The organism is Variovorax gracilis (assembly GCF_030317115.1).
Classification (GTDB): domain Bacteria; phylum Pseudomonadota; class Gammaproteobacteria; order Burkholderiales; family Burkholderiaceae_C; genus Variovorax; species Variovorax gracilis.
Map to the genome: position 1 here is coordinate 54,403 of NZ_JASZYF010000011.1, position 26,220 is coordinate 80,622.

At 66.7% G+C, this 26,220-nt stretch carries 32 protein-coding genes; 9 read left to right on the top strand and 23 right to left on the bottom strand.

Going from position 1 to position 26,220, the window contains the following annotated elements:
- Nucleotides 1-7: 7 nt before the first annotated feature.
- From ccoP to QTH97_RS20970, 8 genes are all read right to left on the bottom strand, one after another.
- A complete protein-coding gene (ccoP, locus tag QTH97_RS20935) occupies nt 8-928 on the bottom strand; it encodes a cytochrome-c oxidase, cbb3-type subunit III (RefSeq protein ID WP_286570385.1) in 921 nt (306 codons plus the stop codon).
- Complete coding sequence (locus tag QTH97_RS20940; RefSeq protein ID WP_286570386.1) at nt 925-1,071, bottom strand: cbb3-type cytochrome oxidase subunit 3; 147 nt, start codon at nt 1,069-1,071, stop codon at nt 925-927. The genes ccoP and QTH97_RS20940 overlap by 4 nt, the downstream gene beginning before the upstream one ends.
- 11 nt (nt 1,072-1,082) lie before the next feature.
- On the bottom strand, nt 1,083-1,709 hold the full coding sequence (gene ccoO, locus QTH97_RS20945) for a cytochrome-c oxidase, cbb3-type subunit II (protein WP_286570387.1): 627 nt from the start codon (nt 1,707-1,709) through the stop codon (nt 1,083-1,085).
- 10 nt (nt 1,710-1,719) lie between these two features.
- Entirely contained in the window at nt 1,720-3,159 is a 1,440-nt protein-coding gene (ccoN, locus tag QTH97_RS20950) for a cytochrome-c oxidase, cbb3-type subunit I (protein ID WP_286570388.1), read from the bottom strand.
- Nucleotides 3,160-3,224: 65 nt separating this feature from the next.
- The gene (gene ccoS / locus QTH97_RS20955) at nt 3,225-3,362 is read right to left on the bottom strand and encodes a cbb3-type cytochrome oxidase assembly protein CcoS (RefSeq protein WP_286570389.1); all 138 of its coding nucleotides are present in this window, start codon (nt 3,360-3,362) and stop codon (nt 3,225-3,227) included.
- Complete coding sequence (locus QTH97_RS20960; RefSeq protein WP_286570390.1) at nt 3,362-5,668, bottom strand: heavy metal translocating P-type ATPase; 2,307 nt, start codon at nt 5,666-5,668, stop codon at nt 3,362-3,364. Before QTH97_RS20960 ends, ccoS begins: the two co-directional genes overlap by 1 nt.
- 75 nt (nt 5,669-5,743) lie before the next feature.
- Nucleotides 5,744-6,133, bottom strand: a complete 390-nt coding sequence (locus tag QTH97_RS20965) for a hypothetical protein (protein WP_286570391.1) — start codon at nt 6,131-6,133, stop codon at nt 5,744-5,746.
- Between the two features lie 75 nt (nt 6,134-6,208).
- Nucleotides 6,209-7,501 carry an AsmA-like C-terminal region-containing protein gene (locus QTH97_RS20970; RefSeq protein ID WP_286570392.1) on the bottom strand — a complete coding sequence of 431 codons (1,293 nt, stop codon included), beginning with the start codon at nt 7,499-7,501 and terminating at the stop codon, nt 6,209-6,211.
- Nucleotides 7,502-7,607: 106 nt separating this feature from the next.
- Here QTH97_RS20970 and QTH97_RS20975 point away from each other — a divergent pair, with 106 nt between their 5' ends.
- From QTH97_RS20975 to minE, 5 genes are all read left to right on the top strand, one after another.
- Nucleotides 7,608-8,036 carry a PaaI family thioesterase gene (locus QTH97_RS20975; protein WP_286570393.1) on the top strand — a complete coding sequence of 143 codons (429 nt, stop codon included), beginning with the start codon at nt 7,608-7,610 and terminating at the stop codon, nt 8,034-8,036.
- Between the two features lie 54 nt (nt 8,037-8,090).
- Nucleotides 8,091-9,455: a solute carrier family 23 protein gene (locus tag QTH97_RS20980; protein WP_286570394.1), complete on the top strand. Its 1,365-nt coding sequence runs from the start codon at nt 8,091-8,093 to the stop codon at nt 9,453-9,455.
- Between the two features lie 137 nt (nt 9,456-9,592).
- Nucleotides 9,593-10,360 carry a septum site-determining protein MinC gene (gene minC / locus QTH97_RS20985; protein WP_286570395.1) on the top strand — a complete coding sequence of 256 codons (768 nt, stop codon included), beginning with the start codon at nt 9,593-9,595 and terminating at the stop codon, nt 10,358-10,360.
- 53 nt (nt 10,361-10,413) lie between these two features.
- The gene (gene minD, locus QTH97_RS20990) at nt 10,414-11,229 is read left to right on the top strand and encodes a septum site-determining protein MinD (RefSeq protein ID WP_286570396.1); all 816 of its coding nucleotides are present in this window, start codon (nt 10,414-10,416) and stop codon (nt 11,227-11,229) included.
- A 3-nt stretch (nt 11,230-11,232) separates the two neighbouring features.
- Nucleotides 11,233-11,505 (top strand): cell division topological specificity factor MinE, encoded by a 273-nt coding sequence (gene minE / locus QTH97_RS20995; RefSeq protein ID WP_028249800.1) that lies wholly within the window; start codon nt 11,233-11,235, stop codon nt 11,503-11,505.
- An 18-nt stretch (nt 11,506-11,523) separates the two neighbouring features.
- On the opposite strand, the gene QTH97_RS21000 is transcribed toward minE, so the two are convergent.
- Both QTH97_RS21000 and QTH97_RS21005 read right to left on the bottom strand, forming a co-directional pair.
- On the bottom strand, nt 11,524-12,426 hold the full coding sequence (locus QTH97_RS21000; RefSeq protein ID WP_286570397.1) for an alpha/beta fold hydrolase: 903 nt from the start codon (nt 12,424-12,426) through the stop codon (nt 11,524-11,526).
- 86 nt (nt 12,427-12,512) lie between these two features.
- Nucleotides 12,513-13,115, bottom strand: coding sequence for a TetR/AcrR family transcriptional regulator (locus tag QTH97_RS21005; RefSeq protein WP_286570398.1), 603 nt, complete (start codon nt 13,113-13,115; stop codon nt 12,513-12,515).
- A 115-nt stretch (nt 13,116-13,230) separates the two neighbouring features.
- Here QTH97_RS21005 and phaP point away from each other — a divergent pair, with 115 nt between their 5' ends.
- Both phaP and QTH97_RS21015 read left to right on the top strand, forming a co-directional pair.
- Nucleotides 13,231-13,716 (top strand): TIGR01841 family phasin, encoded by a 486-nt coding sequence (phaP, locus tag QTH97_RS21010; RefSeq protein WP_286570399.1) that lies wholly within the window; start codon nt 13,231-13,233, stop codon nt 13,714-13,716.
- 119 nt (nt 13,717-13,835) lie between these two features.
- Nucleotides 13,836-14,084: a hypothetical protein gene (locus QTH97_RS21015; RefSeq protein WP_286570400.1), complete on the top strand. Its 249-nt coding sequence runs from the start codon at nt 13,836-13,838 to the stop codon at nt 14,082-14,084.
- 19 nt (nt 14,085-14,103) lie between these two features.
- Here the strand turns inward: QTH97_RS21015 and QTH97_RS21020 are convergent, their stop codons facing one another.
- The 3 genes from QTH97_RS21020 to QTH97_RS21030 form a co-directional block, all read right to left on the bottom strand.
- The gene (locus QTH97_RS21020; protein ID WP_286570401.1) at nt 14,104-14,532 is read right to left on the bottom strand and encodes an RcnB family protein; all 429 of its coding nucleotides are present in this window, start codon (nt 14,530-14,532) and stop codon (nt 14,104-14,106) included.
- 124 nt (nt 14,533-14,656) lie between these two features.
- A complete protein-coding gene (locus QTH97_RS21025) occupies nt 14,657-14,980 on the bottom strand; it encodes a hypothetical protein (protein WP_286570402.1) in 324 nt (107 codons plus the stop codon).
- Nucleotides 14,981-14,999: 19 nt separating this feature from the next.
- The gene (locus QTH97_RS21030; protein ID WP_286570403.1) at nt 15,000-15,584 is read right to left on the bottom strand and encodes a cob(I)yrinic acid a,c-diamide adenosyltransferase; all 585 of its coding nucleotides are present in this window, start codon (nt 15,582-15,584) and stop codon (nt 15,000-15,002) included.
- Nucleotides 15,585-15,652: 68 nt separating this feature from the next.
- Here QTH97_RS21030 and QTH97_RS21035 point away from each other — a divergent pair, with 68 nt between their 5' ends.
- A complete protein-coding gene (locus QTH97_RS21035) occupies nt 15,653-17,077 on the top strand; it encodes an FAD-binding oxidoreductase (RefSeq protein ID WP_286570404.1) in 1,425 nt (474 codons plus the stop codon).
- Between the two features lie 73 nt (nt 17,078-17,150).
- Here the strand turns inward: QTH97_RS21035 and QTH97_RS21040 are convergent, their stop codons facing one another.
- From QTH97_RS21040 to QTH97_RS21085, 10 genes are all read right to left on the bottom strand, one after another.
- A complete protein-coding gene (locus QTH97_RS21040; RefSeq protein ID WP_286570405.1) occupies nt 17,151-18,047 on the bottom strand; it encodes a CsgG/HfaB family protein in 897 nt (298 codons plus the stop codon).
- 107 nt (nt 18,048-18,154) lie between these two features.
- Nucleotides 18,155-19,096, bottom strand: a complete 942-nt coding sequence (locus tag QTH97_RS21045) for a ParB/RepB/Spo0J family partition protein (RefSeq protein ID WP_286570406.1) — start codon at nt 19,094-19,096, stop codon at nt 18,155-18,157.
- A gap of 5 nt (nt 19,097-19,101) precedes the next feature.
- On the bottom strand, nt 19,102-19,644 hold the full coding sequence (locus QTH97_RS21050) for an RBBP9/YdeN family alpha/beta hydrolase (RefSeq protein WP_286570537.1): 543 nt from the start codon (nt 19,642-19,644) through the stop codon (nt 19,102-19,104).
- A gap of 26 nt (nt 19,645-19,670) precedes the next feature.
- Nucleotides 19,671-20,537 carry a ParA family protein gene (locus QTH97_RS21055; protein WP_286570407.1) on the bottom strand — a complete coding sequence of 289 codons (867 nt, stop codon included), beginning with the start codon at nt 20,535-20,537 and terminating at the stop codon, nt 19,671-19,673.
- A 59-nt stretch (nt 20,538-20,596) separates the two neighbouring features.
- Nucleotides 20,597-21,211 (bottom strand): LysE family transporter, encoded by a 615-nt coding sequence (locus QTH97_RS21060; RefSeq protein WP_286570408.1) that lies wholly within the window; start codon nt 21,209-21,211, stop codon nt 20,597-20,599.
- 59 nt (nt 21,212-21,270) lie between these two features.
- Nucleotides 21,271-21,909, bottom strand: a complete 639-nt coding sequence (gene rsmG, locus QTH97_RS21065; protein ID WP_286570409.1) for a 16S rRNA (guanine(527)-N(7))-methyltransferase RsmG — start codon at nt 21,907-21,909, stop codon at nt 21,271-21,273.
- Nucleotides 21,906-23,852, bottom strand: a complete 1,947-nt coding sequence (gene mnmG, locus QTH97_RS21070; RefSeq protein ID WP_286570410.1) for a tRNA uridine-5-carboxymethylaminomethyl(34) synthesis enzyme MnmG — start codon at nt 23,850-23,852, stop codon at nt 21,906-21,908. The genes rsmG and mnmG overlap by 4 nt, the downstream gene beginning before the upstream one ends.
- Before the next feature lie 199 nt (nt 23,853-24,051).
- Complete coding sequence (locus tag QTH97_RS21075; protein ID WP_286570411.1) at nt 24,052-24,975, bottom strand: transglutaminase-like domain-containing protein; 924 nt, start codon at nt 24,973-24,975, stop codon at nt 24,052-24,054.
- A 51-nt stretch (nt 24,976-25,026) separates the two neighbouring features.
- Nucleotides 25,027-25,203, bottom strand: coding sequence for a hypothetical protein (locus QTH97_RS21080; protein ID WP_286570412.1), 177 nt, complete (start codon nt 25,201-25,203; stop codon nt 25,027-25,029).
- A complete protein-coding gene (locus QTH97_RS21085) occupies nt 25,200-25,388 on the bottom strand; it encodes a DUF1328 family protein (RefSeq protein ID WP_286570413.1) in 189 nt (62 codons plus the stop codon). The genes QTH97_RS21080 and QTH97_RS21085 overlap by 4 nt, the downstream gene beginning before the upstream one ends.
- Nucleotides 25,389-25,575: 187 nt before the next feature.
- Here QTH97_RS21085 and gstA point away from each other — a divergent pair, with 187 nt between their 5' ends.
- Entirely contained in the window at nt 25,576-26,184 is a 609-nt protein-coding gene (gene gstA, locus QTH97_RS21090) for a glutathione transferase GstA (protein ID WP_286570414.1), read from the top strand.
- Nucleotides 26,185-26,220 lie beyond the last annotated feature (36 nt).

Below are 26,220 nucleotides of genomic sequence, written 5' to 3' on the forward strand. Positions count from 1 at the left end.
GCTCCGGTCACTGCGCCGCCGCGACATCCGGCTTGTTCGACAGGCCCCAGACATAAGCGGTCAGCACGTGGATCTGCGCTTCGGTGAGGCGCCCCTCCTGAGCCGGCATCTGGTTGGTCTTTCCGCCGTTGATCATCACGATGATGGCTTCCTGCCCGTAGCCGTGCAGCCAGACCTTGTCGGTCAGGTTCGGCGCGCCGACCGCGGTGTTGCCCACGCCGCCGATGCCGTGGCAGGCCGCACAGGTGGTGAACTTGCTCTTGCCGAGGCCCGCGCGCACCGAGTCGTGCGGGCTGCCCGACAGGCTCAGGACGTAGTTCGCGAGGTTCTTCACGTCGTCGGCCGTGCCGACCGCATCGCCCATCGGCGGCATGACGCCTGTGCGGCCATGGGCGATGGTCTCGCGGATCTTCTCGGGTGTGCCGCCGTGCAGCCAGTCGCGATCGGTGAGGTTGGGGAAGCCCTTGCTGCCGCGTGCGTCGGAGGCGTGGCACTGGGCGCAGTTGTTGAGGAACAGGCGCTCGCCGATCGCCATGGCGCCGGGGTCCGTCGCGAGGCGCTCGGCCGGCTCGGAGGCGTAGGCGGCATAGACCGGCGCCAGCTCGGCATTGGCGTGCTGCACTTCCTTCGCGTACTCGCCCGAGGTCGTCCAGGCCAGCGTGCCCTGGTAGCTGCCCAAGCCGGGGAACACGACCAGGTAGCCGAGGCCGAAGACGATGGTCAGGACGAACAGGCCCATCCACCAGCGCGGCATCGGGTTGTTCATCTCGCGCAGGTCTTCGTCCCAGACGTGGCCGGTGGTGTCGTCCGCGCTGGCAGGGCCGCGGAAACGCGCGGTGAGCCACAGCAGCAGCCCGCAGGCCAGGATGCTGCCGACCGCGACGATGGTGACGAAGTGCGACCAGAAGTCGTTGACGAAATCGCTCACGACGGGTCCTCCTCGAAGGGCAGTCGCGCCGCCTCCTCGAAAGCCTTGGCGCGGCGGCCGGAGAAGGCCCAGGCCAGGATGCCGATGAAGGTGGCGAACGACGCGAGCGTGGCGACGATCCGCAGGGTGGTGATGCTGTCCATCGCTGTCGTCCTTACTTGAGTGCGAGGCCGAGGGATTGCAGGTAGGCCACCATCGCGTCCATCTCGGTCCTGCCCTTGACCTCTACGGCGGCCGCGGCGATCTGCGCGTCGGTGTACGGCACGCCGACCCGGCGCAGCGCCGTCATGTGCGGCGCCGATTGGGCCGGGTCCAGCGGCGTCTTCTCGAGCCAGCCGTAGGCAGGCATGTTCGACTCGGGCACCACGTCGCGCGGGTTGTTCAGGTGGATGCGGTGCCACTCGTCGCTGTACTTGCCGCCCACGCGATGCAGGTCGGGGCCGGTGCGCTTGCTGCCCCACTGGAAGGGGTGGTCGTAGACGAATTCGCCGGCCACGGAGTAGTGGCCGTAGCGCAGCGTCTCGGCTCGGAAGGGGCGGATCATCTGCGAGTGGCAGTTGTAGCAACCCTCGCGCACGTAGATGTCGCGGCCGGCGAGTTGCAGCGGCGTGAGCGGCTGCACGCCCTGCACCGCCTCGGTGGTCGACTTCTGGAAGAACAGCGGCACGATCTCGACCAGGCCGCCGACCGCGATCACCAGCAGGATCAGCACGATCATCAGCATGTTGTTGGTCTCGATCTTCTGGTGCGAGAAGCCGGACCCGGGGTTGTTCGAACTCATGGCGTGGTCCTCAGGCGTGGGCGATGGCGGTCTGCGGGATCGGCGAGGGCCTGCTGAAGCCGGCGATCACCGTCATCCAGACGTTCCAGGCCATGACCAGCATGCCGCCCAGGTACAGCACGCCGCCGAGCACGCGCACGACGTAGTAGGGGTAGGTGGCTTTCACGCTTTCGACGAAGGTGTAGGTGAGCGTTCCGTCGACGTTGACCGCGCGCCACATCAGGCCCTGCATGACGCCGGCGATCCACATCGCGGCGATGTACAGCACGATGCCGATGGTCGACATCCAGAAGTGCAGCTCGATCGCCTTCACGCTGAACATGTCGGTGCGGCCGTACACGCGCGGGATCAGGTAGTAGAGCGAGCCCATGGAGATGAGTCCGACCCAGCCGAGGGCACCGGAGTGCACGTGGCCGACGGTCCAGTCGGTGTAGTGCGAGAGCGCGTTGACCGTCTTGATCGACATCATCGGACCCTCGAAGGTCGACATGCCGTAGAAGGACAGAGAGACGATGAGGAAGCGCAGGATCGGGTCGGTGCGCAGCTTGTGCCAGGCGCCCGAGAGCGTCATCACGCCGTTGATCATGCCGCCCCAGCTCGGCGCCAGCAGGATCAGCGAGAAGACCATGCCGATCGATTGCGTCCAGTCGGGCAGAGCGGTGTAGTGCAGGTGGTGCGGGCCGGCCCACATGTAGGTGAAGATCAGCGCCCAGAAGTGCACGATCGAGAGGCGGTACGAGTACACCGGACGGCCCGCCTGCTTGGGCACGTAGTAGTACATCATCCCGAGGAAGCCGGCCGTGAGGAAGAAGCCGACCGCGTTGTGGCCGTACCACCACTGCACCATCGCATCCTGCACGCCGGCGTAGGCCGAGTAGCTCTTCATCGCGCCGGCCGGAATGGCCGCGCTGTTGACGATGTGCAGCAGCGCCACCGCGATGATGAAGGCGCCGTAGAACCAGTTCGCCACGTAGATGTGGCGCACCTTGCGGATGCCGATGGTGCCGAAGAACACGATGGCGTAGGCGACCCACACGAGCGCGATGAGAATGTCGATCGGCCATTCGAGCTCGGCGTATTCCTTGCCGCTGGTGTAGCCCATCGGCAGGCTGATCGCGGCGGCCACGATGACCGCCTGCCAGCCCCAGAACACGAAGGAGGCCAGCCCCGGCGCGAACAGCCGGACCTGGCAGGTGCGCTGCACCACGTGCAGGCTGGTGGCCATCAGCGCGCATCCGCCGAAGGCGAAGATCACCGCATTGGTGTGCAGCGGACGCAGCCGGCCGTAGCTGAGCCACGGGATGCCGAGGTTGAGATCGGGCCAGGCGAGCTGCGAGGCGATGACGACGCCGACCAGCATGCCCACCACGCCCCACACGACGGACATGAGGGCGAATTGCCGCACGGCGGTGTCGCTGTAGACCGGCGCGGGAGAACTCGAAGCATGCATCGCAGAGCCTTGTGGTGGGATGGGCCCAGTGTCCCGGCGCCGTGCGCGCGCCGGTTTGATGCAAGTCAATCGTTGCGCAGAATGCGCTCGCCTTCGCCTTCGACGTTGTCGAATTGCCCACGGTCCACGGCCCACCAGAGGCCGCCGATGATGAAGAGCACCAGCACGACCGAGAAAGGGATCAGCAGGAACAGGATGTCCATCAGTCGCCCTTGCGCTTGCCTTGCCCGGCCAGCCGCGCGGCGTTGAGCACCACCAGCAGCGAACTCGCGGCCATGCCCAGCCCCGCGAGCCACGGAGGCAACCACCCGGCGATCGCGAGCGGGACGCAGACTGCGTTGTAGCCCGCCGCCCAGGCGAGGTTCTGCCGCACCACCCGCAGGGTGCGCTGCGCCTGCGCGACGGCAGACGGAATGAGTTGCAGCGATTCGCCGAGGACCACGAAGTCGGCATTCGCCTGCGCGAGCGGCACAGCGCGGCCGAAGGCGAAGGACGCATGCGCGTGCGCGAGCACGGGCCCGTCGTTGAGGCCGTCGCCCACCATCGCGACCTTGCGGCCGCCGCCCTGCAGGTCCTTCAGGACGCGCAGCTTGTCCTCGGGCGCGCAATCGCCGACAGCCAGGGTGATGCCGGCCCGCTGCGCGACCTCCATCACCGCCGCGCCGCGGTCGCCCGACAGCAGCCACACCGTCTGGCCCTCCATGCCCAGCGCGGACACGGCGGCCTCTGCGTCCTCGCGCAAGTCCTCGGCCAGCACGAAGCTGGCGACCCAGCCCTCGTCGTCGGCCAGATGCACCTGCGCGGCCTGCACCGGCAGCGGCGGGACGCCGCAGAGCGCGGCAGAGCCCAGCAGCAGTGCGCGCGCAGGGCCGCCGGCGGATCGGCGCGCCGAAGCCGAGAGACCCTCGCCCGCGCGCTCGGAAAGCTGCTGCACGATCCAGGCGGGCGGCACGCGATGCTGCGCGTTCCAGGCCCGCACCAGCGCGCGGGAAGCAGGATGCAGCGACTGGGCGGCGAGCGCGGCGGCCAGTTCCACGGCATCGCCCGGCCGCACGCCGCTGCGGCTGTAGACGCGATCCAGGCGCGGCGTGTCGCGCGTCAGCGTGCCGGTCTTGTCGAAGACCACGGTGTCGACCATGGCCAGTGCCTCCAGGCCCTGCAGGTTGCGCACCAGCACACCGCTGCGCGCCAGCGTGCCGGCGCTCGCGAGCATTGCGGCCGGTGTGGCGAGAGACAGCGCGCAGGGGCAGGTGACGATCAGCACCGACACGGCGACCATCAGCGCCCTGCCCGGGTCCACGTGCCACCACCAGGCGCCGGCACCCACGGCCGCGATCAGCACTGTGAGCAGGAAGGGGCGCGCGGCTCGATCGGCCAGCCGGGCGAGGCGCGGCTTCTGCAGCGAGGCGCTCTCCATCAACGCGACGATCTGGGCGAAGCGCGTGTCCGCGCCGAGTGCCTCCACGCGCAAGTCGACCATTGCGCCGACGTTCTGGCTGCCGGCAAGCACCCGCGCGCCGCAGGGGCGCGGCACCGGACGCGATTCACCGGTGATCAGCGCCTCGTCGGCCGAGGTGTCGCCGGCGATCACGCTCGCGTCGGCCGGAAAGGCCTCGCCGGGCAGGATGCGAAGGATGTCGCCGACCGCCAACCGCCGCACCGGGACGCGCTCGAAGACGCCATCGCCATTGCGCCGAAGCACGCTGTCCGGCAGGCGGTTCACCAGTGCGTCGAGAGCGCCGGCGGTGCGGTCGCGCAGCCGTGCCTCGAGCCAGCGACCGGTGAGCAGGAAGAACACGAACATCGTGAGCGAGTCGAAATACTGCTCCCGGCCGAGCAAACCATCGGGATCGAAAGTGGCCGCCGTGCCGACGATGAAGGTGATCGCGATGCCGAGCGCCACCGGCAGGTCCATGCCGATGGAGCCCAATCGGAGGTCCCGCAACGCGCTGCGGAAGAAGGGGCCGCAGGAGAAGAGCATCACCGGCAGCGTCAGTACCCACGACGCCCAGCGCAGCAACTGCGCGGCGTCGGGCGTCATGTCGCCGGGCCGTGCGATGTAGGCCGGGTAGGCGTACATCATCACCTGCATCATGCACAGGCCCGCGACGAGCCAGCGCCAGAGCGCGAGCCGCGATTCGCGCTGGCGGCGCGGGCCCGCCTGGATGTCGCCGACCGGCACGAGGCGGTAGCCGGCGTCCTCGGCGGCTGCGAACCAGCGCGATGGCCTGACTGTCGTTGCGGACCACACCACGCGGGCGCGGCGACTGCCGGCATTGACCTCGGCCGAGACCACGCCCGGCACCCGCATCAGCGCCGCCTCGACAGTGAAGGCGCAGGCCGCGCAGTGCATGCCATCGACGGCCACCTGCGATTCCCAGCGCTGGGCCGTATCGCCCACGCGCGGCGCCAGGCCGAAGGACGGCCATTCGACAGGATCATCGAGCAGCGACCAGGCCGACTGCGGCGCGGCAGGCAACGCGAGGGCCAGAGAGGGCGCAGCTTCCATGCCTCCGAGGCTAGCGATTGCTCCGGCTCAGACCTTGACGCAGATCAAGGGCCTGGCCTGCGCATCCGCTTCCCGCTAGACCTCGGAAGTCGACTCATCCGCCTGCTGCTCCGCAAACCGCTTCTCCGCAGCCACCAGATGCGTCGTCAGCACATGAGAGATCACGTTGATACCCAGCCCCGCGAACAACGCAGGCAGCAGGTAGAGCGCCACCCGCACTTCCGACACGAAGAGCGCGTCGTCCGCCAGTGAGGGCGTGGCGGCCGCGATGTTGGCCAGACGCTGCAGGAAGAAGACGTCCACGCCGGCGATCGCCACCAGCGAGAAGCCCAGCACCAGCACGGTCTTCCGGGAAATCGCCCGCTTGGCGGTCAGCACGCCATAGATGCCGAAGGGCAGCACGACGGAAATCACCACCATCAACCAGAAACTCGTTTCCGTGAAGACCGAATAGCTGACGTGCATGGCGGGTCACCTCTGGATGGCTGCATCATCGAAACCGGGGATTGTCTTCGAGGCCAGCCAGACCGGATCCGGCACTCAGCGAGGCTTCTGCTTCTTCTTCGATTCCTCGTTGCCGAGGAGCTTGTCCAGCTCCTGGCCGATGCGCGCGCCGATCGCGGTGCCGACGCCGGGCAGCACCGCGGTGCCGACGGCCGCGCCCGTGAGCGCCGCTCCGGTCAGCGAGAGCTGGGGTGCATCGAGCGTGCCGCCGAGCTTGAGCGGCACGCCGACCACGCCGTCGACGATATCAACCGCCACTTCGCCATCGAGGCGCCGGTTGATCACGGTGGCGCTGCCGCTGGCTGTCAACGCACCGGAACGCGCCTTCATGCCGCTGTAGCGCAGGGTCACGCCCTCCTCCGTGGCCTGCGTGTCGAGCGTGCCGGTGAGCGTGTCGAGCTTTGTCTGCCCGCCACGGCCGCTGCCGGTGCTCACGAGCTTGGCGAGATCGAAGCCCGTGAAGGTCGCCTGCGCGATGCTGAAACGGGTTCGCGTGTGGAGCGTGCGGGCCAGTTCGGTCAGGTTGTCGCCCTCCGCGCCGACTTCGGACTGCCCCTGGAGCTTGCCCTCGACCGCACTGTGTCGCCCGAAACTGCGCACCAGCGCGCCCACGTCGACATCCTTCGGCTCCAGCTGCGCCATCAGGCGCAGACGGCCCTTGTCGGCTTGCTGCAGTTCGGCGCTGCCGTTCCACGTGCCGCCGCCGACGTCGATCAGCGTGCGCCACCGGTCCCGGTCGCCCTCACGCTCGATGCGCAGGCTCGCGGGCGGTGTCACGCCGGGACGGCTGAGCTGCGCCTCGCGCGGGCGCCAGTGCGGATCGAAGCGGATGTCCGCGTCGTAGCCCAGTGCGATGTCGCGGCGGTCGATCCACACCACGTCGCGCAGCTTCACGCGTTCGACCGGGATCTCGGCCAGCGTCCACGCGCCCGCGAGCACGGTGGCGGCATCGTCCACCTCCCAGCGCCCGCGAAAGGCACGCACCGACGTGCGCGGAAGCACCGCGCCTTCGATCTCGACGGAGTCGATCGCGATCCTGCGATTCCACAACGCCGAGAGATGCGGCCTGATCACGAGGCGGCGCAGTGTGATCGGCTGCGGCTGCGCGGTCGAGAGATCCTCCAGCACCACCACGGGCGAAGGCCGCAGCGCCCAGTGCGCCGCTCCCACGCGCAACCCGATGCCGGATGCCTTCTCGAAGCGCGTGCCGACTTCCGCCGCCAGCTCTTCGTCGCTCGGCAGCTTGGAGTGGATCAGCAACGCGATGCCGGCCAGCAGCAGCGCCGCGGCGGCGAGCGAGCCGGCAATCCATCGTCGAGCGGGGGTCATGCCGCGAGCTTATGCATCGATCGCATGGACGCACTGTCAGCAATGAGCGCGTCGTTTTCGCTGCCAATCGCTATAGTTTTGGACCGTTTGACCTGGAGACCCCCTCATGCCCATCTGGCAAAAAGAGATTTCGATCGAAGAACTCACCCGCTCCCACGCGGACACCACCGTGTCCCACCTCGGCATCGAATTTCTCGAAGTGGGCGACGACTTCATCCGCGCCCGCGTGCCAGTGGACAAACGCACTACGCAACCCTACGGCATCCTCCATGGCGGCGTGTCGGTGGTGCTGGCGGAAACGCTGGGATCGTGCGGCGCCCACTACTCGGCGCCCGAGGGCCATCGCGCGGTGGGGCTGGACATCAACGCGAACCATCTCAAGTCCGCATCCAGCGGCTGGGTGACCGGCACCGCGCGCCCCGTGCACCGGGGCCGCACCACGCAGGTGTGGCAGATCGACCTGACGAACGAAGACGGCGAACTGACCTGCGTCTCGCGCATCACCATGGCCGTGCTGGCGCCGCGCGGCGGCTGACGGCCCTGCTCCCGAGCCCCTCCAACAAGACAAACAACCGAGGAGAAGAAAACCATGAGCGATTCCTACCTTCCCCGCTGGCGCAAGGTCGCCGCGACCGCGGGCACCGTCGTCGCGCCGGATGAGCGCCTGTCCTGGGGGCAGACCACGGCGATGGGCGTGCAGCACGTGATCGCGATGTTCGGCGCGACGGTGCTGGCGCCGATCCTGATGGGCTTCAATCCCAACATCGCGATCCTGATGAGCGGCATCGGCACACTGCTCTTCTTCTTCATCACGGGCGGGCGCGTGCCGAGCTACCTCGGATCGAGCTTCGCCTTCATCGGCGTGGTGATCGCGGCGAGCGGCTACGCGGGGTCGGGGCCGAACGGCAATCTCGGCGTGGCGCTGGGCGGCATCATCGCCTGCGGCCTCGTCTACACGCTGATCGGCGTGCTGGTGCACTTCACGAACGAGCGCCACACCAAGCGCGCGCCAGTGCGCGGGCTCGAAGGCATCGAGGTGGAGGAAGTGGAGCAGGACGTCGCGGTGCACTGGATCGAGCGGCTGATGCCGCCGGTGGTCACGGGCGCGGTGGTGGCGGTGATCGGGCTCAACCTGGCGAGCGTGCCGATCAAGAACATGGCGCCCACGGGCTTCGACACGTGGATCCAGGCGCTGACCTTCCTGTGCGTGGGGCTGATCGCGGTGTATTCGCGCGGGATGATCCAGCGCCTGCTGATCCTCATGGGCCTGATCGTCGCGAGCATCATCTACGCGGTGCTGACCAACGGCCTCGGGCTGGGCAAGCCGATCGACCTCGGCCCGCTGGCGGCGGCGCCCTGGTTCGGGATGCCGAAGTTCTCGTCGCCGGTGTTCGACGCCAACGCCATCCTGCTGATCGCGCCCGTGGCGGTCATCCTGGTGGCGGAGAACCTCGGCCACCTGAAGGCGGTCGGCGCCATGACGGGGCGCGACCTCAACCCCTACCTGGGCCGCGCCTTCATCGGCGACGGCATCGCGACCATGGTGAGCGGCGGTGTCGGCGGCACCGGCGTGACGACCTATGCCGAGAACATCGGCGTGATGGCCGCCACGAAGATCTACTCGACGGCGATGTTCGTCGTCGCGGCGCTGATCGCGCTGGTGCTCGGCTTCAGTCCCAAGTTCGGCGCGCTGGTGCAGGCGATCCCGCTGCCGGTGATGGGCGGCGTGAGCATCGTGGTGTTCGGCCTGATTGCCGTGGCGGGCGCGAAGATCTGGGTCGACAATCGCGTGGATTTCTCGCAGAACAAGAACCTGATCGTCGCAGCGATCACGCTGATCCTCGGCACGGGCGATTTCACGCTGAAGTTCGGCCAGTTCGCACTGGGCGGCATCGGCACCGCGACCTTCGGCGCGATCCTGCTCTACGCGCTGCTGGGACGCTCCCGCAACTGATCGATGAGGGGCGTGGCGCCCCGGAAAGTGCAACGTCGTGCAAGAGCTGTTGTGCACCGTCATCGATATTCGGGCGTTGAAGGCCATTGGAGCCCAGTGCCCGTTAGACTCCAACGCTTTTCGCACCTACGTTTTCCATGGCCGATGCTTCCGCCGCGCGCACCAAGGCGGTATTTGAATTCAAGAGCGCAACGCTGCCGTTGATCGCGGTCATCCTCAAGACGGCTGATCTCGATGTGCTGGCGGAGGCGCTCGACGCCCAGTTGGCAGACTCGCCCGACTTCTTCGAACAGGAGCCGGTGGTCATCGACCTCTCGCAATTGCAGGACGAAGGTTCCGGCTCCGACGCTGAAATCGACTTCACGGCGTTGCGCGGACTGCTTGCGCGCCACCAGACGCAGCCTGTGGCCGTGCGCGGCGGCAGCGATGTCCAGAACATCGCGGCCCGCGCCGCCGGACTCTCGGTCACCGCGATGCCGGTCGCGCCCACGCCGACGCCGCGGGCCCCGGCGCCACCGTCGGAACCCGTGAGCGAAGCGCCGCAGATCGTGCGCGAAGTGCAGGTGCCGGCCAACGGCACGCTGGTCATCGACCGCCCGCTGCGCTCCGGCCAGCAGGTCTATGCACGTGGCGGCGACGTGATCGTGACCGCCGTCGTGAGTTTTGGCGCGGAAGTGATCGCCGACGGCAACGTCCACGTCTACGCACCGCTGCGCGGCAAGGCGATCGCAGGCGCGCGCGGCAACACCGAGGCGCGCATCTTCACGACCTGCATGGAGGCGCAGCTCGTGGCGATCGCAGGCATCTACCGCACGGTCGAAGTCGCCCTGCCCGCCGACATCGCGGGCAAGGCGGCACAGATCTGGCTGGACGACAAGAAGATCGTGATGGACCCGATCTCCTGATCCGGCGCCACGACCAACTGAACAACTGAAACGAACATAAGAAGGAAATGGCGATGGCCAAAATAGTGGTGGTGACCTCAGGCAAAGGCGGCGTCGGCAAGACGACCACGAGCGCGAGCTTTGCATCGGGGCTCGCCCTCGCAGGCAAGAAGACGGCGGTGATCGACTTCGACGTGGGCCTGCGCAACCTGGACCTGATCATGGGCTGCGAGCGGCGCGTGGTGTACGACCTCATCAACGTGATCCAGGGCGAGGCCAACCTGAGCCAGGCGCTCATCAAGGACAAGCAGTGCGACAACCTGTTCGTGCTGGCCGCCTCGCAGACGCGCGACAAGGACGCGCTGACGCAGGAAGGCGTCGAGAAGATCCTGAAGGAACTCGCCGACCAGGGCTTCGACTACATCGTGTGCGACTCGCCGGCCGGCATCGAGGTCGGCGCGCTGATGGCCATGCACTTCGCCGACGAGGCGCTGGTGGTGACCAACCCCGAGGTGTCGTCGGTGCGCGATTCCGACCGCATCCTGGGCATGCTGAGCTCCAAGACCAAGCGCGCCAAGGAAGGCGGCGAGCCGATCAAGGAACACCTGCTGATCACGCGCTACAACCCCAACCGCGTGGCGGGCGGGCAGATGCTGTCGCTGGAGGACATCCAGGACATCCTGCGCATCAAGCTCATCGGCGTGATCCCCGAATCCGAGAGCGTGCTGCAGGCGTCCAACCAGGGCGTTCCCGCGATCCACGACAAGGACACCGACGTCGCGCAGGCCTACACCGACGTGGTGGCGCGCTTCCTGGGCGAGGACAAGCCGATGCGCTTCGTCGACGCCGAGAAGCCGGGCTTCTTCAAACGAATCTTCGGAACGAGGTAGCCAATGTCCCTCTTTTCCTTTCTGCTCGGTGAAAAGAAGAAAACGGCCAGCGTGGCCAAGGAGCGGCTGCAGATCATCCTCGCGCACGAGCGCAGCAGCCTGGGCGGCAAGCGGCCCGACTACCTGCCGGAATTGCAGCGCGAGCTGATCGCGGTGATCTCGAAATACGTGTCGATCAAGGCCGAGGACATCAAGGTCCACCTGGAGAAGCAGGACGATCTCGAGGTACTGCAAGTCAAGATCGAACTGCCGGACGCGGCGCTCGCGGCGCGCTGATCGCCGCTTTTTCCGGGCTCAGGGCTGCGTGATGAACGCGGCCACTGCCTGCAGCACCGCTGCTTCCTTCAGGATGCGGCGATGTCCCAGCCCCTGCGTGGCGACGAGCCGCGCGCCGGGAATCGCGTCACGGTAGGCGACGCCGTCCTCGAAGCGGTTGACCCGGTCCTCCCGATCGTGCACCACCAGGGTCGGCTGCACGATGCGGGGGCCCACGGCGGCCGGCTCCAGGAGCGGCATCAGGATGGCCTCGCGCGCCTCGATCAGCCGCTGCATCGCCGCCCGCGTGCGCTCGCTGAGCCCGAACACCTGCGCGAAGTAACGCGTGAATTCGTGTGGCGAGGCCGGCGGAGCCATCAGCACCAGGCGCTCGACGGGCAAGCCCCGGCTGGCCGCATAGGCCAGCGCATTCGCGCCCAATGAATGCGCCACCACCGCCTTGATCGTCTCGCCGCGCTGGATCAGCCGCGCGGTGACGTAGTCGATGGCTCGCGCGAACTGCGGCAGGTTGCTCACCGTCCCGGCGCTGCGGCCATGGGCGGGCATCTCGACCAGCACCGGCGTGAAACCCGAAGCCGCGACCGCCTTCGCGAGCGGCAGCAACTGGCCGGCATGGCCACCCCAGCCGTGCACGAGCAGCACTTGCGGCGCATCCATGGGAACGACGACGGGCGTGTAGACGCCGATGCTGGTGTTCTCGTACGACCATTCGTCGCGGCGCCAATGGTTGTCGGGCCCCTGGCTGCGATTCAGCCATTTCGGCGGCAGGGGCGTGCCGAATACCCGGTAGGCCGCGCGCACCCCGAGCGTGGGCCACAGGCGCTCCGAAGCGCCGAGCCCCAGCCGGAGGGTGCGGATCAAGGGGCTTGCGCCGTAGTAGTTGGATGCAGCGTTGGACGCGGCGGAAGTGGCGGTGGTCATGAGAGGTCCTTCGGCAATGGATTTATCGCACAATCGTGCGAAAACTGGACAAAGAGGAAGATGGTTTCGAAGCAGGCATGACGGCCTCAGGTCCGGTAGCTGGCCAGGAGCCGCTGCCACGTCAGCGTGGCCCGGTCGGCGGCGCGCGGATCGCGCAGGAAGCGCGCGTCGTGCAGCAGCCCGATCACCAGCGCGTTGATCTCGCTGACGAGCTGTGCCGGGTCGGTATCGCCCTTGAGCTCGCCGGTCTCGACGGACTGCGCGACGGTGCGCCGCAGCGCAGCGCGCCAGCGCGTCACCTCGGCCAAAAGATGGTCGCGCAGTTCGCCCTCCCGATCGTCGAGCTCGAAGGCGCCGGCGGTGTAGATGCAACCGGTCTGGATCTCGACGTCCCGCATCCGGGCGAGCCAGCGCTCGACGATGTCGTTCAGGCGCGCCACCCCCTTGGGCTTTTGCATGGCCGGGACGAACACGTCGGCCAGGAAGCGGCGGCCATATTCTTCGATGACCGCCTTCTGCAGCGCCTCGCGCGAACCCACGCGGGAGAACACCCCGCTCTTGGACAGCCCGAGGCGGCTGGCCACCGCCTGGAGCGTGATCGCCTCCAGCCCTTCGGCCGAGGCGACGTCCATCGCCGCGCCGATGATCGCGGCACGGGTCAATTCGCTCTTCTGGGTCTTGGCGTCCATGCGGCGCAATTTAGCACATATGTGCGAAATATCAAGTTCTACCGCCAAGGGCTTCCATCCGGGCACCCTGTGGGCGTATCGTGGCGGTCCAACCTCAAATCGGAGACTCCGCACCATGGCAACCAGCAAATCGAGCACCACCACCAGCGCCAAGAAGGCTCGCCCCGCCGGCATCCCGACGGTGGAAGACGTTCAGGAAGCCTTCGTGAAGCCGCTGAAGGGCATGGCCGAGCGGCTGCAGAGCCTTCCGTTGGCGGGCTCCATCGTCGAGAGCGGGCGCAAGGACCTGCAGGCGCTGGTTCAGGCCAACGAGAAGTCCTATCAGGGGCTGCAGGCCGTGGTCCAGCGCCAGACCGAGATGCTCAAGAGCTCGATCGAGGAGTGGCAAGGCACGGTGAAGGGCATGGCGGGCACGGATCCGCGCGAAAACCTCGCCAAGCTCGATGCCATGGGCAAGGCGGCATTCAAGCAGGCGCTCGACGACATTCGCGAACTGTCGGAGATGGCAGCGAAGTCGCAGTCCGAGGCCTTCGACGTGGTGCGCCGCCGCATTCAGGACAACGTGGACGAGGTCAGCAAGCTGCTGAAGCAGCGCAAGTAAGGGTCTGCCCGGGCAAGTCTCAGTGTTTGCCCTGCGCGAGAACGAGAAAAAGGTCCGTGACGAAATTTGCAGGAAGCGTACATTGGTGCGATTTCCTCAGCGATCAGATCGAATCAGTCATGGCATCGAATTCTCAGACGCGCGTTTCTTCCAAGGCGGACGCCGAAGCCGCGGCCCGTGAACGGCTGCGGCAGGCCCTGCCCGCCACGGTCGGGTACCTGCAGCAGCACCAGGCCGGGCGGATCGACGGCGACGACATCGATGCCTACGTGAGACTGAACTGGCTCGAGTGGCACGGCGGCGGCTTGCGCCTGACGATCACCGGGCGCAACGTGTGCGCCCAGATGGCGCCCTCCACCGCCGCCTGAAGCCCCCGGTTCCGCGGCCCTACTGGCCGACGATGATCTGTGCGATCAGGCCGGTGGCGATCGCCGCCAGCACGAAGTCCCCACCGACACCCACCCACTGGTAGCCGCGCGGCGGCTGGTGCAGGCGCTGGCCACGCCAATCATTGACGACGTAGCTGCGGCCCCGGTATTCGCCGGGCACGTGTCCGCCCCTGCGCCATTCGACGTGCGGGTTCGGATAAGCCGGGCGGCTGTACTGCGGGCCGGGACGGAAGTCCTGGTGGCGCTGCTGGTAGTGGCCGTTGCCGGGACCGCCCTGGCGGGTATGTTGTTGCTGCTCGTAGCGGTCATGGCGGTCGTTGTTGCGATCGGGTCCGCGATCGAAACGGCCGTCCTGCGCGAAGGCACTTCCCGCCATGCACATCGCCAGCGCTGCGGTGGCGACTGCCATGCTCTTGGACTTGTTCATTCTGGAACTCCTTCTGCGTTGATGAGGAGTCCAGTGTGGAAGGCGCATGTATCCGGCTCACCCGGTGCATGTACGCGCGAGGTGAAGCAAGGTAAAGCCGGGCCGCTGCCTGGCCCGTGTCACCTCACGGCGCGTTGCCTTGCGGTCCGACCGCCGGCGTGGACGGCTTGGCGCCCGAATGGGGCGACAGCTTGCGGCCCAGCGATTCGCCCCAGCGCCGGACGGGCGCACTGGCGCGTTCGGCCGTGTGGTCCACGCCCCGGCGCGTCGCGTTGCCGGCGCGTTCGATGCCACGGCCGGTGGCGTCCGCGCCGCGCTCGATGCCGCCCAGCACCTTGCTGTCATGCGTGTTGCCGGTGGCTGCGTGAACGGGAAGCGCCAATGCGCCCAGGGCGATCCATGCGGCTGCGGGCGCCAGGAAGGCGCGGGTTCTTTCAGTTCGGGACATCTGCTGAATTTCCTTTGTCTCAAGATTCGGAGGCCTGCTCGTCGGCGGCGGCCCGTGCCATGCGTTCGCTCTTCCAGTACACGTCATCGCCACCGTCGACGCGGTTCAGCACACGTGCCAGCACGAAGAGCAGGTCGCTCAGTCGATTGAGGTAGCGGCGCAGCGTGTCGTTGATCTCGGCATCCGCACCCAGCGCCACGACGGCGCGTTCAGCGCGCCGCGCCACGGTGCGGCACACATGCGCGAGCGATGCGGCGCGAGTGCCCGCCGGAAGAATGAACTCGGCGAGCCGGGGCAACGCCGCGTTGTACTCGGCGAGCGCATTGTCCAACTGGAGCAGCGCCTCGGGCTTGAGCAGCGTGTAGCCGGGCATCGACAGCTCGCCACCGAGGTTGAAGAGCTGGTGCTGCACGTCGACCAGCAACTCGCGCACTCCGGCCGGCATCGGCTCGCATAGCAGCACGCCGATGGTCGAGTTGAGTTCGTCGACGTCGCCCATCGCGTGCACGCGCAGGTGGTCCTTGGGCACGCGCGTGTTGTCGCCGAGGCCGGTGGTGCCGTCGTCGCCGGTGCGCGTCGCGATCTGTGTGAGTCGATTGCCCATGAGGGTGTCTTCCGTGGCGTTGCAGAGTGCGGTTCGTAGAATGTTAGACCCTTCAGGAGATCGCCTCGATGAACGCCCCCACCGCCCTTTCCCATCTCACGCCCGAGATTGCGCTGCGCGAGGTGCCCGACGCGCTGATCGAAGCACTGAAGTCCCGCTTCGGCGATCGCTGTTCCACGGCACTGGCAGTGCGCACCCAGCACGGTCGCGACGAATCGTCCTTCGACGCCCCCCCGCCCTCCGCCGTGGTCTTTGCCGAAAGCACGCAGGACGTGGCGGATGCGGTCAAGCTCGCGAGCGACCACAGCGTGCCGGTCATTCCGTTCGGCGTCGGTTCATCGCTCGAAGGGCATCTGCTCGCCGTGCAGGGCGGCATCAGCATCGACGTGAGCCGCATGAACCGCGTGCTGTCCGTCAACGCCGACGACCTCACGGTCACCGTGCAGCCCGGCGTCACGCGCAAGCAGCTCAATGACGAGATCAAGAGCACAGGCCTCTTCTTCCCGATCGACCCGGGTGCCGATGCCTCGATCGGCGGCATGGCGGCCACGCGCGCGAGCGGCACGAACGCCGTGCGCTACGGCACGATGCGCGAGAACGTGCTGTCGCTCGAAGTGGTCACCGCCAGCGGCGAGGTGATCCGCACCGGCACGCGCGCCAAGAAGTCATCGGCGGGCTATGACCTGACCCGCCTGCTGGTCGGCAGCGAAGGCACGCTGGGCGTGATCACCGAGGTCACCCTGCGCATCTACCCGCTGCCCGAGGCCGTGTCGGCCGCGATCTGCTCCTTCCCGAGCATCGAGGCCGCGGTGCGCACCACCATCGAGGTCATCCAGCTCGGCGTGCCGATCGCGCGCGTGGAACTGATCGACGTGAACACCGTGCGCATGGTCAACGCCTACTCCAAGCTCGGCCTGCGCGAAGAGCCGATGCTCTTGATGGAATTCCACGGTTCGCCGGCCGGCGTGAAGGAACAGGCCGAGACCGTGCAGGAGCTGGCGAGCGGGCACGGCGGCAAGGCCTTCGAATGGGCGAGCACGCCTGAGGAACGCACGCGTCTCTGGACCGCGCGCCACAACAGCTACTTCGCGGCCGTGCAATCGCGCCCCGGCTGCCGGGTGATCTCCACGGACACCTGCGTGCCCATCTCGCGCCTGGCCGATTGCCTGCTCGAATCCGTGGCCGAAGCCGACGCCAGTGGCATCCCCTACTTCCTGGTCGGCCACGTGGGCGACGGCAATTTCCACTTCGGCTATCTGCTGGACCCGAACGCACTCGAAGAGCGCGTCACGGCCGAGAAGTTGAATCACGCCCTGGTATCGCGTGCGCTCGCCCTGGAGGGCACCTGCACCGGCGAGCACGGCGTCGGCCTGCACAAGATGGGCTTTCTCGTCGACGAGGCCGGCGCGGGCGCGGTCGACATGATGCGGACGATCAAGCGCGCGCTCGATCCGAAGAACATCATGAATCCCGGCAAGATCTTCAGCCTGTAGTACCTGCGGGCGGCCATGAAAAAAGCCCGGGGCTCGAAAGAGCCGCCGGGCTTTTGCACCCTGAGCGCTGCCTTTATTTTTTCGTGTTGGTACCGGTGCGCGGGGCCGCCGGCGCCGAAGTCTGCGAGGGGGCCGCCCCACCGTCGACGCCCAGGCGGCCACCACCGCCGAGCCCCTGGCCCTGGACCGTCTGCGCCTTGTAGTTGCGCAGCGAGACGACCATCTGGTTGAACGCGTCCATGAACGCGGCGCTGATGACCTTGCCTTGCGCCGTGTTGGTGTAGCCGCCGAGCCCTGCCGCAGCGCTGCTGCCGAACACCGAGCCGAAGGCGCCGAAATCGGTCTTGGAGGCGCTGCCTTCCGAGGCGGACACCTGGACGCCCGAGCGGTTGTCGACCAGCGTGAGCATCGCGCTGGCCTCCTTGGTCTGCATGCTCCCCCCGACGGCCGAGAGCACGCCGCTGTAGCGGCCGCCCACCAGGCCGCCGAGCGCGCCGCCCATGCCGCCCGCATTCTGGTTGCTGAAGACGATCTCGGGCGACAGCGCGTAGTCGGAGGCCACCATCTGCCCGGCGCCGAAGTTGCTGCCCTGCCGCATCTCGCCCGATTGCATGAGCTGGCGTTCGCGGGACATGGCGTTCATGCCGGCTGCGCCGCGCTCGACCACGACGAAGCAGTTCGATTGCTGCACCAGCAAGCGCAGCAGATTGGCGGTGGGCGGCAGCTTGTATTCGTTGCGGATGATGGTGTACCAGCCCGCCGACTGGTTCTCGACCAGCGACACCGTTCCGAGAGGCGACGCGCATTTTTCGAGCGCCGCGTTGGTGTTGGCCGACGCGCTGCCCGCCGCGCTGCCTGTGGCCACCGTCTTCGCGCTCTGGCTGCCCATCTGCATGTCCGTGGTTTCGCAACCCGTGAGGAACAGCGCGCCCAAGGCAAGGGCGGCGAGCGGAAGTCTCGTGTTGTCCATGGCTGGATTCCTCTTAGTACTTTCTGGTTAAAAACGAAACCAGAGGATAGGCCGAAGTAACCGGATGAATCAATCGCCCGGACAGCCAGGAATCCGCCGCAGCCGAGCTATGCCGTTTGGCGGATACGGTCGATCAATCCGTTGAGGGCTTCGAGCGAACCGAAGTGAATGGCCAGTTCGCCGCTCTCCTCGATGCGGCCGCCTCGCTTGCTGCGCTTCTTGATGCGGACCTCGACCTCCGCGGCCAGGAGGTCGGCGAGTTCCTCCTCGACCCGCAGGAGGTCGCGGGACTTCTCGCCGGCACCGCGACGGGGCGAAGGCGTCAGGCTGAACTCGGCAGCCAGCTTCTTGACCAGCGCCTCGGCCTCGCGCACCGACATCTTCTTGGCGGCGATCTGGTTCGCGGCGGTGATCTGGGTGCCCTTGTCGAGCGACAGCAAGGCACGGGCGTGCCCCATGTCGATGTCGCCGGCCATGAGCATCGCCTGTGCCGGCTCGGCCAGGTTCAGCAGCCGCAAGAGGTTGCTGGCGGCACTGCGGGACCGACCCACGGCCTGCGCGGCGGATTCGTGAGTGAGCCCAAACTCTGCCACCAGGCGCTGCAGGCCTTGGGCTTCTTCCAGCGGATTGAGATCTTCGCGCTGGATGTTCTCGATCAGAGACATCGCCGCCGCGGCTTCGTTCGGCACGTCTCGCACCAGCACCGGCACGCTTTCGAGCCCTGCGAGGCTGGCCGCACGGAAACGCCGCTCGCCCGCGATGATTTCGAACTCGGCGTTCTTGGTGCGCGCCATCTCCGAGTCGAGGCGGCGGACAAGGATGGGCTGCATGATGCCCTGCGCCTTGATGCTTTCGGCCAGCTCGTACAGGGCGCCCTCGTCCATCCGGGTCCGGGGCTGGTAGACGCCGGGAACCATTTGATCGAGGTTCAGGGTCGTCGGGTTGGACGGCGCGACGTCTTCGGCGGTCGCGGTGTCCGGCCCATTGAAGGTGGGCCCGAGCAGGGCTTCGAGTCCGCGGCCGAGGCCCTTGGGTTTTTTTGTGGCCATGGAGGTCAGTCTTCTTTCAGTAGGTCGTTCAGCAGCGCCCGGCCTTCGGGCCAATCGCCCAGGCCGGATTCGCTGTTGATGTGGCCGCGGGCGCCGGCGTCTCTATAGGGAGAGTGCCAGTCGCGCGCCATCTCCCGGGAGCGGGCCGCATCGCAATAGGGATCGTCATGCGCCGCGACCATCAGGGAAGGAAACGGCAGCGGCTGGCGGACGATGGGCGCCCAGCCGGGAATCATCTGGCGAAGGTCGTCGCGCTCCAGGTCCCCGGGTGCCACCAGCAGCGCGGCGCGGACCTTGCCGGTGTGGCGCGAGTGCGCTGCCCACGCGGCGACCAGGATGCAGCCGAGGCTGTGCGCCACGAGGGCGACCGGGCCGGGCGCCGCGAGCACTTCTTCCTCGAGCCGGGCGGACCAGTCTCCGCGCAGCGGTCGCATCCAGTCGTGCTGCTCGACGCGGTGGTCGCCGTAGATCGCCTCCCAGCGACTTTGCCAATGGTCAGGGTCGCTGTTCTGCCAACCGGGCAGCAGCAGGATTTTCGTGACGGTCATCTGTGGCGAAGAGGGATGGGATGAGCTCAAGGGCTTTCGGGCACCTGGTCGGTCACCGTAGGCGGGTCCATCGGGACCGGAGCGACCGGTGCGACGGGCACGGGCGCCTCCGCCGCCAGTGCGCTCGCGGGCGGCATCTTCTCCACCAGCTCCTGGGCGAAGGCCACGAAAGCCTGGCTGCCCTTGGCGGCGGGATCGAAGACCACGCCCGGCAGCCCGTAGCTGGGCGCCTCGGCCAGGCGCACATTGCGCGGAATCACCGTATCGAAGACCTTGTCCCCGAAGTGCCCCTTGAGCTGCTCGCTCACCTGCTGCTGCAACGTGATGCGCGGATCGAACATCACGCGCAGCAAGCCGATGATCTGCAGGTTCTTGTTGAGGTTGGCGTGCACCTGCTTGATGGTGTTGACCAGGTCGGTCAGCCCTTCGAGCGCAAAGTATTCGCACTGCATCGGCACAATGACGCCGTGCGCGGCGCACAAGCCGTTCAGCGTGAGCAGGCTGAGGCTCGGCGGGCAATCGATCAGGATGAAGTCGTACTCGGCACCGACCGCCGCCAGGGCCGTCCGCAGGCGCTTTTCCCGCCGGTCGAGGGCGACCATTTCGACCTCGGCGCCCGCCAATTCGCGGTTGGCACCCAGGACGTCGTAGCCGCATTTCTCGGACGTCACCCGCGTTTCGGCCACCGAGGCCGATTCGAGCAGCACGTCATACACGGTGGTTTCAAGCTGGCGCTTGTCGATGCCCGATCCCATGGTGGCGTTGCCCTGCGGATCGAGGTCGATCATCAGGACTCTCTGCCCCACCTTCGCCAAGCCGGCCGCAAGATTGACGGTCGTCGTCGTCTTGCCGACGCCGCCCTTCTGGTTCGCAATGCAGAAGATCTTTGCCATGGGTCAGGCGCCTTGCCGGAGGTCGAGCGATGGAATACGGGCTGGGATGCTGGTCATGCTCACCTGGAGATCGCCAGCTTGAAGCCGAACGCAATCAGAAAGACGCCGGCCAGCTTGTTGAGGACGCCCGAAATGCGGGGGTTGGCGCGCATGCGCTCGGCCAGGAAGTGCGTCAGAAGCGTCGCGATCAGGCCATAAAGGAAGGTCAGGACCGCAATCGTGAGGGCCATGACGCCGAAGGTCGTCAGGCCTTGGTGCCGGGCTGGATCGACGAACAGCGGGAAAAAAGCCATGTAGAAGACGATGGCTTTCGGGTTCAGAAGGGTGATGGCCAGCGCCTGGCGAAAGTATTGGCCGGCACGGATGTTGAGGATCGGCGCGGCGCCCGGCTTGGCACGCAGCATCTTGAAGCCAAGCCACGCCAGATAGGCGGCACCGAGCCACTGGACAGCGCTGAAAGCGGCCGGATAGGCGGTCAACAGCGCGGCGACGCCAGCGACGGCCGCCCACATCAGCACCTGGTCGCCAGCGATCAGGCCGATGGTGGCGGCCAGCCCGCCGCGGATGCCGCCTTTGCCAGTCGAGGTGATCAGGGCCAGATTTCCCGGTCCGGGAATCGCGAGGAAAAGGACGATGGCCGCGACGAACGCGCCGTAATCAGCGATGCCGAACATGAAAATTGCCTGAGATGGGAAGCGTCGAGTCTAAGCGAGGTCGACGCGGCGGACGCTGATCAGCCGGCTGGTTTTCGCATCCAGACGACGCAGCGCTCGGCATCGAGGCCCGGAACCGACAGTTGTTCCACGTGAAACACTGCCGCGTCGACAGGAAGCTGAGCGATTTCATCGTCGGGCGCCCTGCCCTTCATGGCAAGCCAGATGCCGCCCGGGGCCAGCAGGTGCGCGGAGCCGGTGATGAAATCGGGCAGCGATGCGAAGGCGCGTGAGCTGATCACATCGTAGCTTCCGGTCAATGACTCGACCCGGGCATGCAGGCCGCGCAGATTGCGGAGACCCAGTTCAGATGCCACCTGTTGAACGAACGCAGCCTTCTTGGCGACGGCGTCCAGGCAAGTGACGTCGATGTCGTCTCGAAGGATCGCGATCACGACACCGGGAAGCCCGGCGCCAGCGCCGACGTCCAACAGCTTGGCCTCCGTCGAACGCTCGCGCTGGAGTGGCTGGATGACGGAAAGACTGTCGAGCAAATGGTGGGTCAGGACGGTCGCCGGGTCCCGCAGTGCCGTGAGGTTGTAAACCTTGTTCCACTTCAATATGAGCGCGCCGTAGGCCAGCAACCGCTCGGTCTGCCGGGCCGTCAATTCGATGCCGAGCTTTTCTGCGCCGTCGCGCAGCAGTCGTTCCTGGCTCATTCCGCGGCTTGGGGCTCGGCTGCCGTGTCTTGAACGAACGCGCGATGTCCGCCCTTGCGAAGATGGATCATCAGCAATGAGATGGCGGCGGGCGTCACGCCGGAAATTCGCGAGGCAATGCCCAGCGTTTCGGGGCGATGCTTGGTGAGCTTTTGCCGCACCTCGAAGCTCAGCGCCTTGACTTGCGCGTAGTCGAGGTCAGCCGGCAACTTGAGATTCTCGAAGTGTGCGGCCCTTTCGACCTCGTCATGCTGCCGGTTGATGTACCCGGAGTACTTGGCGGCAATTTCGATCTGTTCGATTTCGGTCTCGCCCAGCGGTTCGCCCGAGTTGTATTTGCCGCCGTCCAGCGACATCAATGATTCGTAGCTCACGTTGGGCCGGCGCAGCAGATCGCCCAAGTTGTATTCGTGGTCGATGGCCTTGCCTAGAACGCGCTCCGACTCCGAAGGCGGCAGATTGCGCGGGTTGACCCAGATCGAACGCAGGCGCTCTGTTTCACGTGAAACAGCATCGCGCTTCCGCGAGAAGGCATCCCAGCGGGCGTCATCGACCAGGCCCAGCTTGCGGCCGGCTTCGGTCAGGCGCATGTCCGCATTGTCCTCGCGCAGTTGCAGGCGGAACTCCGCCCGACTGGTGAACATGCGATAAGGCTCGGTCACACCCTTGGTGATGAGGTCGTCCACCAGAACGCCCAGATAGGCTTCGTCGCGCCGGGGCAGCCAGGCGGCCTCTCCCCTGCACTGCAGTGCAGCATTGATGCCGGCGAACAGGCCCTGGGCGGCAGCCTCTTCGTAACCCGTCGTGCCATTGATCTGCCCGGCAAAGAAGAGGCCGTTGATGGCACGCGTCTCGAAGCTGCTCTTCAGTTCCCGGGGATCGAAGTAGTCGTACTCGATCGCATAGCCCGGGCGCAGGATGTGCGCGTTCTCCAGACCGGCCATCGAACGCACCAACTGGTACTGGATGTCGAACGGCAAGCTGGTGGAAATCCCGTTCGGGTAGTACTCGTTCGTGGTCAGCCCTTCCGGCTCCAGGAAGATCTGGTGGCTTTCCTTGTCGGCAAAGCGATTGATCTTGTCTTCCACGCTCGGGCAGTACCGCGGCCCGATGCCGTCGATCTTGCCGGTGAACATGGGGCTGCGGTCGAAACCCGAGCGGATGATGTCGTGCGTGCGCGCATTGGTGTTGGTGATCCAGCAGGGCATCTGCTGCGGATGCATGTCCGCGCGGCCCATGAAGCTGAATACCGGCATCGGTCCGGCCCCGCCCGGCATGCCGTCGCCCGGCTGCTCGGTGCATTTGGAGAAGTCGATGCTTCGCCCGTCCAGACGCGGCGGCGTCCCGGTCTTCAGCCGCCCTTGCGGCAGCTTCAGTTCCTTGAGCCGTGCCGAGAGGCTGACGGCCGGCGGATCGCCTGCGCGCCCGGCCTGGTAGTTGTCGAGCCCGACGTGAATGCGGCCGTCCAGGAAAGTCCCGGCCGTCAACACCACGGCCCGCGCGCGAAATGCGATGCCGACCTGCGTGACAGCGCCGACCACCCGGTCGCCTTCGATCATCAGGTCGTCCACGGCCTGCTGGAACAACGAGAGGTTCGGCTGATTCTCCAGCCGGCGGCGGATCGCCGCCTTGTAGAGCACGCGGTCCGCCTGCGCGCGCGTGGCCCGCACGGCCGGTCCCTTGCTCGAATTGAGGATTCGGAACTGGATGCCGCCCTCGTCCGTCGCAATGGCCATCGCCCCACCCAGCGCATCGACCTCTTTCACCAGGTGCCCCTTGCCGATGCCGCCGATCGACGGATTGCAACTCATCTGCCCCAGGGTCTCGATGTTGTGGGTGAGCAGCAAGGTGCGGGCGCCCATTCGCGCGGAGGCCAGCGCGGCTTCGGTGCCGGCATGACCGCCACCAACGACGATCACATCGAATTCTTCGGGGTACAGCATGGGAGAGGGGCGCACTGTCGCGTGCGCTGCGGAAAGGGGCGCCAATTTTAATCGCCGAAGCGCCTTCGTGCGACTTCTGGGGGCATGCGACCCGGACCCGTCGGGCGCGTTCGGGCACGCATCCCATCTCGATCTGTTGCTATCATTTTGATAGCAACAGTCAGCAGGGCGTGGGCGGCCACGCGAAATGGCGAGGTCGCTACTCCGCGACGGCCACCACATGGGCGGAGGCCTGCCCCTTGTCCGCGTCGTCATGCGGCAGCACCGGCACCGGCTTTTCAATCCCGACGAGCAAGCCACTCGGCTCGGGCTCGGCCGAAGGCGCGACGCCTTCATCCTGCAGTTCCCGCACCGTCAAGTCCTTCCCGGTCATGGTGACGGGACCGAAGATCGTGCAGAACGCGACGTCCTTGGCATCTCGCCCCGTGCCGACGCGAACGAGCCGGTCGACGGGCGCCATGCGGGTCGCGTCGAACAGGACCCACTGCCCGCCGAGCCAGGCTTCGAACACTGCGTGGAAATCCTGCGGCGGCTCGTCGAACCAGACATAGCCCACCACCAGCCGCGCCGGGATGTTCAGCGCGCGACAGAAGGTGATGCCCAGGTGTGCGAAGTCGCGGCACACGCCGGCGCGTTCCACGAATACTTCGCTCGCAGTCGTGGTCGACACGCTGCTGCCGGGCTCGTACGTGATGCTCTCGTGAATCCAGTCGACGATGGCCTGCACTCGCCCGATGCCGGGCGGCAGATCGCCGAACAGCTGCTGAGCGCAGCGCGACATCAGGTCCGACTCGCAATAGCGCGTCGGCATCATGTAGTGAAGGATCTCGTTGGGCACCTCGTTGACCGGCACTTCCTGCAGATCGGTCGGCACCTGGACATGCGAGCGCTGCACGCTGGCGCGGTAGCGGATCTTGAGCGGACCCGGCTGCGCATCGAAGCGGACGAAGCGATTGCCGCTGCCTTCGTCGCAAAACGCCTGCATCTCGACAGCGGGTTCGATCACCAGTTCCTCGCTGATCAGCACCTGGGCACCGCTGCGCGCCGCCTCGATGTTGAGCAGCAGGTGCGAAGGCGCGGCCACCTCGTATTCGAGCACCGCTTCGACGTGTGAGAAATGCATCGGTCTCCTGCGCCTGCAGCACAGCCTGCTAATAGATAAGGGTTGCGCGAGTCAGGACTGCGCGCTGAGCTGCCTGCCTGGCGAACCGCGCATGCGGCGGCGCCGCTCGGGCAGTTGCCAATGGGACTGCGTCACGTGGAGCACGCGCATCACGCGATGCGCGGGGCTCTGGAGCAACACCACCAGGGGCCGCACATGCGGCCACCGCATCGGAGATCGTTCCATCATCGGTCCAGCGCCTTTCTCGCCGCACCCACGCCCAGCGCGGCCAGCACGAGAAACACGACTGCAAGGATCAGGAACAGTCCGAACAGCACCTTGGCAATGCCGGCCGCGCCCGCGGCCACACCGCCAAAGCCAAGTGCACCGGCAATCAACGAGATCACGGCAAAAACAATGGCGTACTTCAACATAGGAACTCCTGGCGATGGCCCATCCACCGCAGCGCCGCAAGCTTAGAAAGCGCTTGCTCCAGCCCTCATAGTCGCGGTGCGCGAGCGGCCGTAGGACAAAAACGCGATGGCGCCGAACCCGCTAGCATCGACCTTCGCTTTCGAAAGCGCCCTTTCCAAACTTTTGCATTTCATTGGAGTTCCTTGCATGAAGCTGTACTACTCACCAGGCGCCTGCTCGCTGTCCCCCCACATCGCAATGCGTGAAGCAGGCCTGGCCTTCGAACCCGTGCTTGCCAGCACCAAGAGCCACAAGCTCCAGGACGGCACCGACTACTACGGCATCAACCCGCTCGGCTATGTGCCCCTGCTGGAGCTCGACGACGGCTCCCGCCTGCGCGAAGGCCCGGCAATCGTCCAGTACATCGCCGACCTGGCGCCGACCAAGAACCTCGCGCCGGCCAACGGCACGATCTCGCGCTACCGCCTGCAGGAATGGCTGACCTTCATCGGCACCGAGATCCACAAGAGCTACTCGCCGCTGTTCAATCCGAACATGCCGGAAGACGCCAAGACCACCTTCAAGACCAAGCTCAAGTCGCGCTACGAATGGCTCGACGGCCAGCTCGAAGGCAAGGACTACCTGATGGGCGAGCACTTCACGGTCGCCGACGGCTACCTGTTCACCGTCACCAACTGGGCGAAGCCGACGGGGGTGGATATCGCGTCCTTCGCCAACCTGAACGCCTGGCATGCACGCGTTGCGGCACGCCCGGCTGTCCAGGAAGCCATGAAGGCCGAGGGCCTGATCAAGTAGGCCACACCAGCGGGGCCGGCAAAGCCGGGTCCGCGT

Coding starts and splice junctions, on each gene's coding strand:
- QTH97_RS21030 (WP_286570403.1), bottom strand. CDS start 15,584: ATGGGCAATCGACTCACACAGATCGCGACGCGCACCGGCGACGACGGC.
- QTH97_RS21060 (WP_286570408.1), bottom strand. CDS start 21,211: ATGTTCGGCATCGCTGATTACGGCGCGTTCGTCGCGGCCATCGTCCTT.
- QTH97_RS21045 (WP_286570406.1), bottom strand. CDS start 19,096: ATGGCCACAAAAAAACCCAAGGGCCTCGGCCGCGGACTCGAAGCCCTG.
- QTH97_RS21055 (WP_286570407.1), bottom strand. CDS start 20,537: ATGGCAAAGATCTTCTGCATTGCGAACCAGAAGGGCGGCGTCGGCAAG.
- minC (WP_286570395.1), top strand. CDS start 9,593: ATGGCCGATGCTTCCGCCGCGCGCACCAAGGCGGTATTTGAATTCAAG.
- QTH97_RS21040 (WP_286570405.1), bottom strand. CDS start 18,047: ATGGACAACACGAGACTTCCGCTCGCCGCCCTTGCCTTGGGCGCGCTG.
- QTH97_RS20965 (WP_286570391.1), bottom strand. CDS start 6,133: ATGCACGTCAGCTATTCGGTCTTCACGGAAACGAGTTTCTGGTTGATG.
- ccoO (WP_286570387.1), bottom strand. CDS start 1,709: ATGAGTTCGAACAACCCCGGGTCCGGCTTCTCGCACCAGAAGATCGAG.
- minD (WP_286570396.1), top strand. CDS start 10,414: ATGGCCAAAATAGTGGTGGTGACCTCAGGCAAAGGCGGCGTCGGCAAG.
- QTH97_RS21035 (WP_286570404.1), top strand. CDS start 15,653: ATGAACGCCCCCACCGCCCTTTCCCATCTCACGCCCGAGATTGCGCTG.
- QTH97_RS21085 (WP_286570413.1), bottom strand. CDS start 25,388: ATGTTGAAGTACGCCATTGTTTTTGCCGTGATCTCGTTGATTGCCGGT.
- QTH97_RS20975 (WP_286570393.1), top strand. CDS start 7,608: ATGCCCATCTGGCAAAAAGAGATTTCGATCGAAGAACTCACCCGCTCC.
- QTH97_RS20980 (WP_286570394.1), top strand. CDS start 8,091: ATGAGCGATTCCTACCTTCCCCGCTGGCGCAAGGTCGCCGCGACCGCG.
- QTH97_RS21015 (WP_286570400.1), top strand. CDS start 13,836: ATGGCATCGAATTCTCAGACGCGCGTTTCTTCCAAGGCGGACGCCGAA.
- rsmG (WP_286570409.1), bottom strand. CDS start 21,909: ATGAGCCAGGAACGACTGCTGCGCGACGGCGCAGAAAAGCTCGGCATC.
- QTH97_RS21020 (WP_286570401.1), bottom strand. CDS start 14,532: ATGAACAAGTCCAAGAGCATGGCAGTCGCCACCGCAGCGCTGGCGATG.
- QTH97_RS20940 (WP_286570386.1), bottom strand. CDS start 1,071: ATGGACAGCATCACCACCCTGCGGATCGTCGCCACGCTCGCGTCGTTC.
- QTH97_RS21080 (WP_286570412.1), bottom strand. CDS start 25,203: ATGATGGAACGATCTCCGATGCGGTGGCCGCATGTGCGGCCCCTGGTG.
- minE (WP_028249800.1), top strand. CDS start 11,233: ATGTCCCTCTTTTCCTTTCTGCTCGGTGAAAAGAAGAAAACGGCCAGC.
- QTH97_RS21050 (WP_286570537.1), bottom strand. CDS start 19,644: ATGACCGTCACGAAAATCCTGCTGCTGCCCGGTTGGCAGAACAGCGAC.
- QTH97_RS21075 (WP_286570411.1), bottom strand. CDS start 24,975: ATGCATTTCTCACACGTCGAAGCGGTGCTCGAATACGAGGTGGCCGCG.
- QTH97_RS21025 (WP_286570402.1), bottom strand. CDS start 14,980: ATGTCCCGAACTGAAAGAACCCGCGCCTTCCTGGCGCCCGCAGCCGCA.
- ccoN (WP_286570388.1), bottom strand. CDS start 3,159: ATGCATGCTTCGAGTTCTCCCGCGCCGGTCTACAGCGACACCGCCGTG.
- mnmG (WP_286570410.1), bottom strand. CDS start 23,852: ATGCTGTACCCCGAAGAATTCGATGTGATCGTCGTTGGTGGCGGTCAT.
- gstA (WP_286570414.1), top strand. CDS start 25,576: ATGAAGCTGTACTACTCACCAGGCGCCTGCTCGCTGTCCCCCCACATC.
- QTH97_RS21000 (WP_286570397.1), bottom strand. CDS start 12,426: ATGACCACCGCCACTTCCGCCGCGTCCAACGCTGCATCCAACTACTAC.
- ccoS (WP_286570389.1), bottom strand. CDS start 3,362: ATGGACATCCTGTTCCTGCTGATCCCTTTCTCGGTCGTGCTGGTGCTC.
- phaP (WP_286570399.1), top strand. CDS start 13,231: ATGGCAACCAGCAAATCGAGCACCACCACCAGCGCCAAGAAGGCTCGC.
- QTH97_RS20970 (WP_286570392.1), bottom strand. CDS start 7,501: ATGACCCCCGCTCGACGATGGATTGCCGGCTCGCTCGCCGCCGCGGCG.
- QTH97_RS20960 (WP_286570390.1), bottom strand. CDS start 5,668: ATGGAAGCTGCGCCCTCTCTGGCCCTCGCGTTGCCTGCCGCGCCGCAG.
- QTH97_RS21005 (WP_286570398.1), bottom strand. CDS start 13,115: ATGGACGCCAAGACCCAGAAGAGCGAATTGACCCGTGCCGCGATCATC.